The organism is Primorskyibacter aestuariivivens (assembly GCF_028023675.1).
GTDB classification, from domain to species: domain Bacteria; phylum Pseudomonadota; class Alphaproteobacteria; order Rhodobacterales; family Rhodobacteraceae; genus Marinovum; species Marinovum aestuariivivens.
The window spans coordinates 341,294-354,342 of record NZ_JAQIOZ010000003.1 but is presented as its reverse complement, the minus strand read 5'-3'; the positions used below and the strand labels follow the sequence as shown (position 1 = coordinate 354,342).

The window sequence follows — 13,049 nt, the reverse complement described above, 5'->3', positions numbered from 1 at the left end:
CCGTCCCGGCAATGATAGCGCAAACTTTTCAAGAGGACGTGACATGAGACGCAAGCTCGCCGCAGGCAACTGGAAAATGAACGGAACTTCGGCCGAGCTTGAGCGACTCGCCACCTTGGCCCAAAACCACGGTGCGGCCAAAAGCGAAGTTCTGATCTGCCCTCCGGCAACCCTTTTGAGCCGCGCCGCCGATACCGTGGCAGGCAGCGCCATTGCCGTGGGCGGCCAGGATTGCCATGCCGAGGTCTCGGGCGCACATACCGGAGATGTCTCGGCACAGATGCTCAAGGACGCGGGCGCGGAGTTTGTGATCATCGGCCACTCTGAGCGGCGCGAGGACCATGGCGAGAGCGACGAGGACGTGCGCAACAAGGCGCGCGCGGCGCTGGATGCGGGGCTGGTCGCGGTGATCTGTGTGGGCGAAAGCCTTGGCGAGCGCGAGGCCGCCAACACGCTGGACATCATCGGCGGGCAGTTGGCAGGATCGATCCCGGATGGGGTCACCGGTCATACGCTGGTGATCGCTTATGAACCGATCTGGGCCATCGGCACCGGCAAGGTCCCGACCACCGATCAGATCGGCGAAGTGCATGATTTTATCCGCGCGCGTCTGGAACGCCGCTTTGGCGCAGGTGTGGGCCGGTCGGTGCGCATTCTTTATGGCGGCTCGGTCAAGCCGGGCAACGCGACTGAGATCTTTGCGGTCTCCAATGTGGATGGTGCTTTGGTAGGTGGTGCCAGCCTGAAACCGGAAGATTTCGGTCCGATCATCGACGCGCTTGACGCAAGCGCCGACTAGACCCGCAGCGCGGCGCGCTCCAATGACGGGTAGCGCGCCAAAAGGCTCAGGCCACGGGCGGCAAAGCTCACATGCAGCGCCAGCCACAGCCCGTGATTGCCCAGCGCCGGGGTCAGCAGCCAGACCGCCAGCAGGTAACACGCCGCCGCCAGCGCCATCATGTTGCGCATATCCGCCGAGCGGGTCGCGCCGATAAAGATGCCGTCCAACATGACCAGCCCGATCTGCATCAGCGGCGCGGCGATCATCCAGGGCAGATAGGTGCGCGCGGCTTCGCGGACCTCGGGCGCGCGGGTCATGGTGTCGATGAGCCATGGCCCGAGCAGCCAGAAGCCCAACGTCATGATCAGCGCCGCGACCATGGCCCAGAAGGTTGCGAGAAGTGCCGCGCGACGCAGGCGCGCCACCGCCCGCGCGCCAAAGGCCTGCCCCACAAGCGCCTCGGCGGCGAAGGCGAAACCGTCCATCGCGTAGCCCGTCACATGCAGGAATTGCAGCAGCACCTGATTGGCGGCCAGCGTCACATCGCCATACCGCCCACCATAGAGCAGGAAGCTGACAAAGATCGCCTGCAAAAGCAGCGAGCGGATCATGATGTCGGTATTGACCACCGCCATGCGTTTCAGTTTCACCCGGTCAAAAACCCGCGCCCAGTCGCGCCAGCACGGGTGGCGAAACGCCGCGCGGCAGAGCCACAGCCCCATGGCGAGCCCCGACCATTCTGCAATGAAGGTGGCAATCGCCACGCCTTCGACGCCCCAGCCAAAGCCCAGCACAAAGACCAGATCGAGCACGATATTCACGCCGTTCATCCAAAGCTGCAGCGCCAGCACCGCGCGGCCACGCTCCTGCGCGATGAGCCAGCCGGTGATGCCATAGATCGAAATGACGGCGGGGGCCGACCAGATGCGGATCATCATGTAGCCGCGGGCCATGTCGTCGACTTCGGCGGAGGCGGGCGAGACCTCCAACGCGCCCCAGTAGATCAGCGGCTGGATCAGGATAAAGACACCCCCGCCCGCCAGCCCGATCATGAGCGACCGGGTCAGCAGCGCCGCGACCTCGGCGCGATTGCCCTGCCCCACGGCCTGAGACGTCAGCCCGGTGGTGCCCATGCGCAGAAAGCCGAACACCCAGTAGACAGCCGACAGGATGACGGCACCGACACCCACCGCGGCGATGGGCTCTGGCTCGGGGATCTGGCCCACGACGCCGGTATCCACGACGCCAAGGATCGGCGTTGTGACGCTGGCCAACAGGATCGGAAGCGCGATTTTCAACACGCGCCCATGGCTCAGCGGGGTCGGTTCAGCCACGGGCCGGCATCATGAAATGCCCGGTGGCCTGGGCATGGGGCCGGTCGCGGTTGTCCTGCCAGGCCTCTACATGCACCGACGCGTAGCGCCGACCCGAGCGGGTCACCTTGGCCCGTGCATAGCTGTCGCGCGGCAGGCCGGAGCGCAGGTAATCCACGGTGAAATCGATGGTCTTGGGCAGGCGCGGCAGGTCTCCGGCCTCCAGCGATTCAAGCGAGAGCGCACCCGATTCCATATCTTCCCACAGGTAGGACCAGCTCAGCCCGACAATGGCCGCCACCTCCAGAAAGGCCGCCGTGACACCGCCATGCAGCGCGGGCAGCATCGGGTTGCCGATCAGCTTGTTATCAAAGGGCAGCACAGCGGTCAGTTCATCGCCGCGCCGGTCAAAGCTGATACCGAGATATTGCGCGTAGGGAATGCCATCGGCCAAGGCGCGCAGGGCGGCGTCGCGGCGTTGCTTGACCTGTTGCAGGGGTTCGCGGGCGGGATGGGGCATGGCATGGCCTTCCGGGTTGGCGGGCAAATCGCGCGCCTACGATTTATTGGAACGGTCGACGGTAAAGGCACCGGTTGCGGTGGCGACGGGACGGTCGAAATCCTCGTCATAGGCGGTGGCGCGGACAAAGGCGACGGAGCGGGTCACATGATAACAGGTGGCGCGCGCGGTGATCCCCTGACCCGGCGTGGCGGCGCGCATGTAATCAATGCGCAGGTCGATCGTGGCGGTGGGTCCGGGCACATCGGGATGCGAAATCACCGCCGTGCCGCCGCAAGTATCCATCAGCGCCGAGACCGCGCCGCCATGAATCACGCCGGTCTTGGGATCGCCGACGAAACGTTTGTCATAAGGCATGGTGATTTCGGCCTCGCCATTCTCGATCAGCGTCACCTTCATCCCCAATTCCTTGGAATGCGGGATCGCCTCGATGAACTGGCGGGCGAAGTCGTTCTTGTCATGCGCCATGGGGCCTCCGTTCCTGTCCTGAACTGTATGCGTTGGCCGGGTGGCCATTGGCAACCCGCCCGGTGCAACTTGCACCGCCCATCGCCATTGCCTAGTCTGGTTCCGGAGCGACCAAAATTCATCCATGAATTTTGCACGAATTTTCGAAAATTCGTGCCCCGACCCGGGGGCACGTCCGCGCATGAGGGGATGGCATGAGCGACACAAGGCTGAGTTTCAAGGAAATGTGCGCCCGGTTCGATGTCACCCCCCGGACGCTGCGGTATTACGAGTATATCGAACTGCTCTCGCCCGAACGCGAAGGTCGTTCGCGCTTTTACCACGCCCGCGAGATTGCCCGCATGGAATTGATCATGCGCGGACGGCGTTTTGGCTTTTCGCTCGAAGAACTGCGCCAGTGGTTGCTGATCTATGATCACGAAGGCACCGAAACCCAGATGCAGGTGTTCATCGAAATGGCCGACCGCCAGCTTGCGGCGCTGGCCGAGCAGAAAGAACAGCTTGATGCGGCCATCTCGGAGCTTGGCGAATTGCGCGATTCGACCGCGCGGACGCTTGAAAACAAGGCCGGGTAAGGAGTTCCTGACCCTCAAAACGTTTTGAGCGCGCAGGTTGTTTTACAAAAGTTTCACAAACACCGGGTTTACGTTGCTTGATCTTACGTCAACGTTAAAGTGACGTCGCGTATGAGTTACGTCAACGTAAATTCCCATTGTAGGGTCGCCTCAGGATACGCAACTTTGCCCCAGTCACTCACAGGACTGAGGTATAGCCATGACTGAGAAAACCATGACCATTCGGGAAATGTGCGACGCTTATGACGTCACACCGCGCACATTGCGCTTTTACGAGGCCAAGGAGCTTCTGTTTCCCATTCGCGAGGGGCAAAAGCGTCTCTTCACCAAACGAGACCGCGCGCGGCTCAAGCTGATCCTGCGCGGCAAGCGCTTTGGCTTTTCGCTGGAAGAAATCCGCCAGCTGCTCGACCTGTATCACCTGGGCGACCAGCAGCAGACCCAGCTGAAAAAAACCTATGAGATCGCCCAGGACCGTCTGGCCGATATGGAACGCCAGCGCGCCGAGCTGGACGAGGCCATCGACGAGCTCAAGGAACAGATGAAATGGGGGGAAAAAATGCTTGCCTCCATGAACGCCACCAAGCGGGCGGCAGAATAAACCCCTGCCCCAAGCCCGCGTCTTTTGACTTCTGACGGAGATTTCAATGCCGAGTTACACGCCGCCGACCAAGGATATGCAATTCATCCTGCACGACGTGCTGAAAGCGCCTCAGCAGGATGTGCCGGGCTATGACGAGCTGGACCGGGATTTCACGGGGGCCGTGCTGGAAGAAGCGGGCAAGATCGCGCGCGACGTGTTGCAGCCGCTTAATGCGGTGGGCGACAGCGAAGGCTGCGTGCTGGAAAACGGCGTGGTGCGCACGCCCAAAGGGTTCAAAGAGGCTTTTGACCAGATGCGCGAGGGCGGCTGGACGGCGCTGGATTGTGACCCGGATTATGGCGGTCAGGGCCTGCCCTATCTGGTGGCCACGGCGGTGGGCGAGATGATGTCCTCGGCCAATATGGCGTTCAACATGTATCCCGGCCTGACCCACGGGGCCTATTCCGCGATCCATGCGCATGGGTCGGACGCGCAGAAAGAGACCTATCTGCCAAAGATGGTCAGCTGCGAGTGGACCGGCACCATGAACCTGACCGAACCGCATTGCGGCACCGATCTGGGGCTGATGCGGACCAAGGCGGAACCGCAGGATGATGGCAGCTACAAGGTGACGGGGCAGAAGATCTTTATCTCTGCCGGTGACCACGACATGAGCGAGAATGTCATTCACCTTGTACTGGCGAAAATCCCCGGCGGACCGGAGGGGATCAAGGGCGTGTCGCTCTTCATCGTGCCCAAATTCCTTGTGAACGAGGATGGCAGCCTTGGCGAACGCAACGCGGTGTCCGTCGGCAAGATCGAAGAAAAGATGGGCATTCACGGCAATTCCACATGCGTCATGAACTATGACGAGGCGACGGGGTATCTTCTGGGCGAAGAGCACAAAGGCATGCGCGCCATGTTCACCATGATGAACGAGGCGCGGATCGGCGTGGGCCTGCAGGGCTATGCACAGGCCTCGGTCGCCTATCAGAACGCTCTGGAATACGCCAATGACCGGCTGCAGGGGCGCGACGTGACCGGCGCGAAAAACCCCGATGGCCCGGCCGATCCGCTGATCGTGCATCCCGATATCCGCCGCAACCTGATGGACCAGAAATCTTTCGTCGAAGGCGCGCGCGCCTTTGCCTTCTGGGGCGCAAGTCTGATTGACCGCGCGCATCGCAACGAGGATGCGGAGGCGGACGGCCTGATCTCGCTCATGACCCCGGTGATCAAGGGCTTCCTGACCGACAAGGGGTTCGAAATGGCCACCGCCGCCCAACAGGTCTATGGCGGGCATGGATATATCGAGGAATGGGGCATGTCGCAATTTGCCCGCGATGCGCGGATTGCGATGATCTACGAGGGCGCGAACGGCGTGCAGGCGCTGGACCTTGTGGGCCGAAAGCTGGCGCAGGATGGCGGCAAGCATGTGATGGCGTTCTTTGAGATGGTGAAAGGTTTCTGCAAGGAGAATGACGGCGAGGAGATGAGTGATTTCATCGAGCCGCTGAAAGCCGCGTCCAAGGACCTGCAGGCCGCGGGCATGTTCTTCATGCAGAACGGCATGAAGAACCCCAATGCGGCGCTGGCGGGGTCTTATGACTTCATGCATCTTTTCGGCCATGTCTGTCTGGGCCTGATGTGGGCGCGCATGGCGCGGGCTTCGCTCGATGCGCTGGCGGCGGGCGACAGCGACGCAGCGTTCCATGAAACAAAGCTGGCCACGGCGCGCTATTACATGCAACGTCAGCTTCCGATGACCGCCACGCATCTGGCACGCATCCAGTCGGGCGCAGACCCGGTGATGGCGCTGGAGGCGGCGAATTTCTGAAGCCATGGTGGGCAGAAATGCCCACCCTACGCTCTGGGAGGAGTGATGCCGAAACGTTTTCGCCTGACCCGACGGTTCAACGCAGCCATGACCGAGGATGGCTATCGCCGCCTGCGTCGCTTCGCGCAGGAGGCCGGGCTGGACGAGGGCGAGGCACTGTCCTTTGTCTTTGAGCATTTCGACAGCATCACCGATGACGAGGCGTTGACGCACCGCTTGCGTCTGTTCAACTCTGAGTTGGAGGCGCGCAAGCGCTGAGGGAGAGAGAGCATGAGCTGGATGACAGACGAGCACCAGATGCTCAGCGAGATGACCCGCAAGTTCATCGCAGAGGAGTGGGCACCGCAGTTCGAGCGCTGGCGCAAACAGGGCGAGATGGACCGCGAAACCTGGGCTCAGGCCGGCGCGCTTGGACTGCTCTGCCCCTCGATCCCCGAGGAATATGGCGGCGCGGGCGGCGATTTCGGCCATGAGGCGGTGATCCTGCTGGAAGCCTCGCGCGGCAATCTGGCGTCCTGGGGCAATGGCATCCATTCCGGCATCGTCGCGCATTACATCCTGGCCTACGGCTCGGAAGAGCAGAAAAAACGCTGGCTGCCCCAGATGGTGTCCGGGGAATTGGTGGGCGCTTTGGCGATGACCGAACCCTCGGCGGGATCGGACGTGCAGGCGATCAAGACCCGCGCGATCCGCGAGGGCAACGCCTATCGCCTCACCGGGCAAAAGACCTTTATCACCAATGGCCAGCACGCCAATCTGATCATCGTCGCGGCCAAGACCGACCCGAGCGAGGGCGCGAAAGGCACCTCGCTCATGGTGGTGGAAACCGACGGCGCGGAAGGTTTCGCGCGTGGCCGCAACCTTGAGAAAATCGGCTGCCACGCGGCGGATACCTCGGAGCTGTTCTTCGACAATGTGGAACTGCCGCCCGAGAACCTGCTGGGCGGCGAGGAAGGCCGGGGTTTCTACCAGATGATGCAGCAGCTGCCGCAGGAACGGCTGATCATCGGATGCGGCGCGGTGGGCGCGATGGAAGGCGCGGTGGAGCGCACCATAGCCTATTGCAAGGAGCGCGAAGCCTTTGGCGGGCCGCTCACACAGTTTCAGAACACCCGGTTCAAGCTGGCGGAATGCCAGACCAAGACCACCGTGGCGCGGGCGTTTCTCGATGCCTGTATCGCGGAACACCTTGAAGGCAAGCTGAGCGTCGAAAAGGCGGCGATGGCAAAATACTGGCTGACCGATACCCAAGGTGAAGTTCTGGACGAGTGCCTGCAACTGCATGGCGGCTATGGGTTCATGCAGGAATACGCGGTGGCCGAGATGTGGACCGACGCGCGGGTGCAGCGGATCTATGGCGGCACCAACGAGATCATGAAAGAGCTGATTGCGAGGGGGTTGTGATGATCCGGGCCTCAGCACCTATGGCTGATGTCGGATGCCTCCGGCGGGAGTTTATTTGGCAAGATGAAGGAGCAGGGGCTCACCCTGCCCCGAGCGCTGGCCAATTGGCATCCGGAGCGAGGCAGGGCTTCACCTTGCACGCCGCTCAACTCTCCAGTCTGCGACGCAAGGACGAGCATGGCGCATTAACCTTAACGCATCGTGAACCGGCTCTGATTTCATCTTGCCCTCAAAACTCCGGCGGGGCCGTCATGGAAGCGCCATTGGTCCGAGCGCCAATGGCGGCGGGGCTGGCCCCCCATCTCCTGTCGTCTCAGGCCAGTGCAACATTCGGGGGGTCTCAATGACCATTCAACTCTACTGCTTCGGCGAATCCGGCAATGCCTACAAGGCGGCGCTGTCGCTTGAGCTCAGCGGGCTGGACTGGGAACCGGTCAAGGTGGATTTCTTTGGCGGTGAGACCCGCTCTGAGGCTTATCGCAGCGAGATCAACGAGATGGGCGAAGCGCCGGTCATGGTGGATGGTGACGTGAAGCTCACCCAGTCCGGCGTGATCCAGATCTACGTAACCGAGAAATCCGGCCGGTTCGGCGGGGCCACTCCCGAGGAGGCGCGCGAGGTGATGCGCTGGGTGTTCTGGGACAATCACAAGCTCAGTTCACAGGCTGGGATGACCCGGTTCCTGATGAATTTCCTGCCCGAGGACAAACGCCCGGCGGAGGTGATCGGCTTTCTGCAGGGCCGACTGAAGGCCGCCTATGCGGTTTTGAACGCACATCTTCAGGGCCGCGACTGGATCGTTGGTGATGCGCTCACCAATGCCGATCTCTCCTGCTGCGGCTATCTCTTCTACCCTGAGCCTTTCGGGTTCGATCGCGCGGACTGGCCCGAGATTGACCGCTGGCTGTCCAACATCCAGTCGCTGGACGGCTGGAAACACCCTTATGACCTGATGCCCGGCTCCCCTGCGGACCGGGCCTAATACGAAGCCTGACACGAACGGAGGCAGTATGACCGACGCCTATATCTATGACACCGTGCGCACCCCGCGCGGCAAGGGCCGCAAGGATGGCGCGCTGCACGAGGTGACCTCGCTGCGCCTCTCGGCGCTCACGCTTAACGCGCTCAAAGATCGCAACGGGCTTGAGGGCCATGCGGTGGAGGATGTGATCTGGGGCAATGTCACCCAGGTCAAGGAACAGGGCGGGTGCCTTGCGCGCTCTGCCGTGCTGGCCTCTGACCTTGATGAATCGATCCCCGGACTGGCGATCAACCGCTTCTGCGCCTCTGGCATGGAGGCCGTGAACCTCGCCGCCAACCAGGTGCGCGGCGGCGCGGGCGAGGCTTATATCGCCGGTGGCGTGGAAATGATGGGCCGCGTGGCCATGGGATCGGATGGCGCTGCGATTGCGGTGGATCCGAGCCTTGCCATGGAGACCTATTTCGTGCCGCAAGGCATCAGCGCCGATATCATCGCCACGGAATACGGTTTCACCCGCGACGACGCCGACGCGCTTGCCGTCGAAAGCCAGCGCCGCGCGGCCGAAGCCTGGGCTGACAACCGGTTCGAGAAATCCATCATCACCGTGCGCGACCAGAACGGGCTGCCCATTCTCGACCGCGACGAATATATGCGCCCCGGCACCGATATGCAGAGCCTTGGCGCGCTCAAAGCCTCCTTCAAGGACATGGGCGAGACCATGCCCGGTTTCGACAAGGTCGCCTTGATGAAATACCCGCATCTGGAGCGGATCAATCATATCCACCACGCGGGCAACTCGTCGGGCATCGTCGACGGCGCGGCGGCGGTTCTGATCGGATCGAAGGAGTTTGGCGAGAAACACGGCCTGAAGCCCCGCGCCCGCATCCGCCAGACCACCAAGATCGGGACCGATCCGACCATCATGCTGACCGGACCGGTGCCTGCCACGGAAAAGGCATTGAAAGACAGCGGCATGGCGATTTCGGATATCGACCTGTTCGAGGTGAACGAAGCGTTTGCAAGTGTTGTTCTGCGCTTCCAGCAGGCCTTTGACGTCGATCCCTCGGTCGTCAATGTGAATGGCGGCTCCATCGCCATGGGCCACCCGCTGGGTGCTACGGGGGCGATCATCATCGGCACGTTGCTTGATGAGCTGGAGCGCACCGGCAAGGGCACCGGGCTTGCGACCCTGTGCATTGCCTCCGGCATGGGGGCCGCGACGATCATCGAAAGGGTCTGACCCGTGCCCGCCCCGTGCTTTCAGACCTGGCTCGACCGCATTGGTGATACGTTTTTCGCCAATGATTACGCGACCTATCGCGATGCGATCGAACTGCCGCTGATGCTTGTCACGCGCAGTTCGACGCTCATGATCGACAGCGATGACAAGCTGCGGCAAGGCTTCGATGCCTGGGTCGGGATGATCGAGGGCTACGGGATCACCCATATGGTGCGCAGTGCCCGGGACGTGTCCATGCTGGGTGATGGGCTGATGGCGGGGTTCTATGAAACCGAATTGCTGCGGGCCGATGCGAGCCGCGTGGTGCCGCCGTTTTCATCCTCCATGCAGTTGCGGCTGCAGGGCGACGACTGGCGCTGCATCAGCGTGACAAGCGGTCTGCGCAATTCAGACTGGCCCATCGACAGGCCAGCCACGGCATTGGAATAGGCGATCCCGCCCTGCCGGAAGAACCGGCACAAACAGGGTCCGGCACCGGACAGGACATGAAGGAAAGACAGAGCATGGACGACGCATTGGCCATCTATCAGGACCATCTTGACCGGGTAAGCCAGGCGGTCTGGACCGCTGATGAAGACGCGTTGGCCAATCTTCTTGCGGTGCCGAACCGCATGATCACAACGGATGCCGAGATCCTTCTGGAAACGGTGCAGGATGTGATCAAGGCGGCCCAGGATTTCCGGGCCTTTCTGATCCGCTCGGGCGCACAGGAATTTCACCGGATTGCCCGCGAGGCCCGGTGGCATCCGCAACATGACAACCGCATCGACGGAAGCCATGACACCTATGTCCTGCGCGGCGGCAGTTTCGCGCTGGCACCGTATGTCAACCATCAGGTTCTGGTACGCGAAGGCGGGGTATGGCGCGGGATCGAGATCCGCGCCGAGGTTCGCAATTCCGATTGCACGATCCTCAGCCCTGAACAGCTCCGCGCCCGGGCAGTTCAGGCACGCGCCGGACTGCCGACCCCACCACCCGGAGCCGAGCGCCATGTCTGATTATCCGGCGGCCTGCGCCGCGCTGCCGAACCGCGAGACGACTGACACACACATCCGGGGCACCCAACGCCCCTGCCCCAAATTGCGTCCGGGCCGATGCCCGACCGCAGACTGAAACGGAGAGAACCATGACCGATTTCACCATGACCATGGACGCCGACGGCGTTGCCATCATCACCTGGGACGTGCCGGACAAGAGCATGAACGTCATGAGCCGGGAGTCGATGGTGCTGCTCAATGATCTGATCGACGATGCGCTGGCCGATGACGCGGTCAAGGGGATCGTGATCACCTCTGGCAAGCCGGATTTCGCGGGCGGCATGGATCTCAACACGCTGGCCACGATCCGGGCCGAGGCCGGGGATGAGCCCGCGCAGGCGCTGTTCGACTTCACTATGAACGGCCACAGGATGCTGCGCAAGATCGAGCGCGCCGGCATGGACGACAAGAACAAGGGCGGCAAACCCATCGCCGCCGCCCTGCCCGGTACGGCGCTTGGGATCGGGCTGGAACTGCCGCTGGCCTGCCACCGGATCTTTGCCGCCGACAACCCCAAGGCCAAGATCGGCCTGCCCGAGATCATGGTCGGTATCTTCCCCGGCGCGGGCGGCACCACGCGGCTGGTGCGCAAGATGGGCGCGATGGCGGCCTCGCCCTTCCTGCTGGAGGGCAAGCTGAGCGATCCGAAAAAGGCCAAGATGGCCGGGTTGATCGACGAGGTGGTGGACGATCCGGTTTCTGCGGCGCGCGAATGGGTCCTGTCAGAGCCCAGGATCGTCAAACCCTGGGATGAAAAGGGCTACAAGATGCCGGGCGGCGAGCCCTATCACCCCGCGGGCTTCATGACCTTTGTGGGCGCATCCGCCATGGTCAACGGCAAGACCAAGGGCGTCTATCCGGCGGCCAAGGCGCTGCTCTCGGCGGTCTATGAAGGGGCGCAGGTGCCCTTTGACACGGCGCTCAGGATCGAGGCGCGCTGGTTTACCCATGTACTGATGAACCCCTCTTCTTCTGCCATGATCCGGTCGCTTTTCGTCAACAAACAGGCGCTGGAAAAGGGCGCGAACCGCCCCGACGCCCCCGACCAACGGGTGAAAAAACTCGGTGTCCTGGGCGCGGGCATGATGGGCGCGGGGATCACGCTGGTCTCGGCCATGGCGGGCATCGAAGTGGTGCTGATCGACCAGAAACAGGAGGCCGCGGATCGCGGCAAATCCTATACTGCCGATTACATGGACAAGGGGATCAAGCGCAAGAAAGCCACCGAAGAAAAGAAAGAGCAGGTTCTGTCGCTGATCACCGCCACGACGGATTATGCCGCGCTTGAAGGCTGCGACCTGATCATCGAGGCGGTGTTCGAAGATCCGAAGATCAAGGCCGAGGTCACGCAAAAGGTCGAGGCCGTGATCGGCGAGGACTGCATCTTTGCCACCAACACCTCGACCCTGCCGATCTCGGATCTGGCCAAGGCGTCGAAACGCCCGGAACAGTTCATCGGCATTCATTTCTTCTCACCCGTTGAAAAGATGATGCTGGTCGAGATCATCAAGGGCCGCGAAACCGGCGACCGCGCCGTGGCCAAGGCGCTGGACTATGTGCGCCAGATCCGCAAGACGCCCATCGTGGTCAATGACGCGCGCTTCTTCTACGCCAACCGCTGCATCATCCCCTATATCAACGAAGGCATCCGCATGGTCGCCGAAGGGGTGGAACCGGCGCTGATCGAGAACGCCGCCAAGATGGTCGGCATGCCGCTGGGGCCGCTGCAGCTTGTTGATGAGACCTCCATCGACCTCGGCGCCAAGATCGCCCGCGCCACCAAGGCCGCGATGGGGGATGCCTACCCCGATGACGCCGTGGACGCGGTGATCTTCTGGATGGAGGAACAGGGGCGTCTGGGCCGCAAGGCCAAAGCCGGGTTCTATGACTACGACGAGGCGGGCAAACGCACCGGGATCAGCAGCGCCTTGCGCGCGCAATATCCGGTTGCCAAAGAGCAACCCGACCTGATCGAAGTGCAACACCGCCTGCTTTTCGCGCAAGTGCTCGAAGCGGTGCGCGCGCTGGAAGAGGGCGTTCTGGAAGATATCCGCGAAGGCGATGTGGGCGCGATCCTCGGCTGGGGCTTTGCGCCCTGGTCCGGAGGCCCGTTCAGCTGGCTCGACATCATCGGCGCGCCCTATGCCGCCGAACGCTGCGATCAGCTGACCGAGGCCTATGGCGCGCGCTTCACCTGCCCGGATCTGCTGCGCGAGATGGCGTCGAAAACCCAGAGCTTCTATGGTCGCTTCGGTCCCAAGGCACAGGCCGCCTGATCCACGTCCCGCCGGAACTTTCTTACCTCCGGC

The 13,049-nt window shown here is 62.4% G+C and carries 14 protein-coding genes; 11 read left to right on the top strand and 3 right to left on the bottom strand.

What is annotated here, in order from left to right; all coding sequences use genetic code 11:
* Positions 1-43: 43 nt before the first annotated feature.
* A complete protein-coding gene (tpiA, locus tag PGB28_RS03790; protein WP_271420151.1) occupies positions 44-799 on the top strand; it encodes a triose-phosphate isomerase in 756 nt (251 codons plus the stop codon).
* On the opposite strand, the gene PGB28_RS03785 is transcribed toward tpiA, so the two are convergent.
* The 3 genes from PGB28_RS03785 to PGB28_RS03775 are packed head-to-tail and all read right to left on the bottom strand — an operon-like array spanning position 796 to position 3,082.
* Positions 796-2,115 carry an MATE family efflux transporter gene (locus PGB28_RS03785; protein WP_271420150.1) on the bottom strand — a complete coding sequence of 440 codons (1,320 nt, stop codon included), beginning with the start codon at positions 2,113-2,115 and terminating at the stop codon, positions 796-798. The genes tpiA and PGB28_RS03785 overlap by 4 nt on opposite strands.
* A complete protein-coding gene (locus PGB28_RS03780; RefSeq protein ID WP_271420149.1) occupies positions 2,108-2,614 on the bottom strand; it encodes a PaaI family thioesterase in 507 nt (168 codons plus the stop codon). The genes PGB28_RS03785 and PGB28_RS03780 overlap by 8 nt, the downstream gene beginning before the upstream one ends.
* 36 nt (positions 2,615-2,650) lie before the next feature.
* Entirely contained in the window at positions 2,651-3,082 is a 432-nt protein-coding gene (locus PGB28_RS03775) for a PaaI family thioesterase (protein WP_271420148.1), read from the bottom strand.
* A 194-nt stretch (positions 3,083-3,276) separates the two neighbouring features.
* Here PGB28_RS03775 and PGB28_RS03770 point away from each other — a divergent pair, with 194 nt between their 5' ends.
* The 10 genes from PGB28_RS03770 to PGB28_RS03725 all read left to right on the top strand — a co-directional run bounded on the left by PGB28_RS03770 (position 3,277) and on the right by PGB28_RS03725 (position 13,016).
* Positions 3,277-3,657 (top strand): MerR family transcriptional regulator, encoded by a 381-nt coding sequence (locus PGB28_RS03770; RefSeq protein ID WP_271420147.1) that lies wholly within the window; start codon positions 3,277-3,279, stop codon positions 3,655-3,657.
* Between the two features lie 199 nt (positions 3,658-3,856).
* Positions 3,857-4,258, top strand: coding sequence for a MerR family transcriptional regulator (locus tag PGB28_RS03765; RefSeq protein WP_271420146.1), 402 nt, complete (start codon positions 3,857-3,859; stop codon positions 4,256-4,258).
* 46 nt (positions 4,259-4,304) lie between these two features.
* Positions 4,305-6,077: an acyl-CoA dehydrogenase C-terminal domain-containing protein gene (locus tag PGB28_RS03760; protein WP_271420145.1), complete on the top strand. Its 1,773-nt coding sequence runs from the start codon at positions 4,305-4,307 to the stop codon at positions 6,075-6,077.
* A gap of 45 nt (positions 6,078-6,122) precedes the next feature.
* Positions 6,123-6,335, top strand: a complete 213-nt coding sequence (locus PGB28_RS03755; protein ID WP_271420144.1) for a hypothetical protein — start codon at positions 6,123-6,125, stop codon at positions 6,333-6,335.
* 12 nt (positions 6,336-6,347) lie between these two features.
* Positions 6,348-7,481: an acyl-CoA dehydrogenase family protein gene (locus PGB28_RS03750; RefSeq protein WP_271420143.1), complete on the top strand. Its 1,134-nt coding sequence runs from the start codon at positions 6,348-6,350 to the stop codon at positions 7,479-7,481.
* Between the two features lie 343 nt (positions 7,482-7,824).
* The gene (locus tag PGB28_RS03745) at positions 7,825-8,463 is read left to right on the top strand and encodes a glutathione S-transferase family protein (RefSeq protein WP_271420142.1); all 639 of its coding nucleotides are present in this window, start codon (positions 7,825-7,827) and stop codon (positions 8,461-8,463) included.
* Positions 8,464-8,491: 28 nt separating this feature from the next.
* Complete coding sequence (locus tag PGB28_RS03740; RefSeq protein ID WP_271420141.1) at positions 8,492-9,703, top strand: acetyl-CoA C-acetyltransferase; 1,212 nt, start codon at positions 8,492-8,494, stop codon at positions 9,701-9,703.
* A gap of 3 nt (positions 9,704-9,706) precedes the next feature.
* Positions 9,707-10,132: a hypothetical protein gene (locus PGB28_RS03735; RefSeq protein WP_271420140.1), complete on the top strand. Its 426-nt coding sequence runs from the start codon at positions 9,707-9,709 to the stop codon at positions 10,130-10,132.
* A 74-nt stretch (positions 10,133-10,206) separates the two neighbouring features.
* On the top strand, positions 10,207-10,701 hold the full coding sequence (locus PGB28_RS03730) for a hypothetical protein (protein ID WP_271420139.1): 495 nt from the start codon (positions 10,207-10,209) through the stop codon (positions 10,699-10,701).
* Positions 10,702-10,829: 128 nt separating this feature from the next.
* Positions 10,830-13,016 carry a 3-hydroxyacyl-CoA dehydrogenase NAD-binding domain-containing protein gene (locus PGB28_RS03725; protein ID WP_271420138.1) on the top strand — a complete coding sequence of 729 codons (2,187 nt, stop codon included), beginning with the start codon at positions 10,830-10,832 and terminating at the stop codon, positions 13,014-13,016.
* Positions 13,017-13,049: the final 33 nt, after the last annotated feature.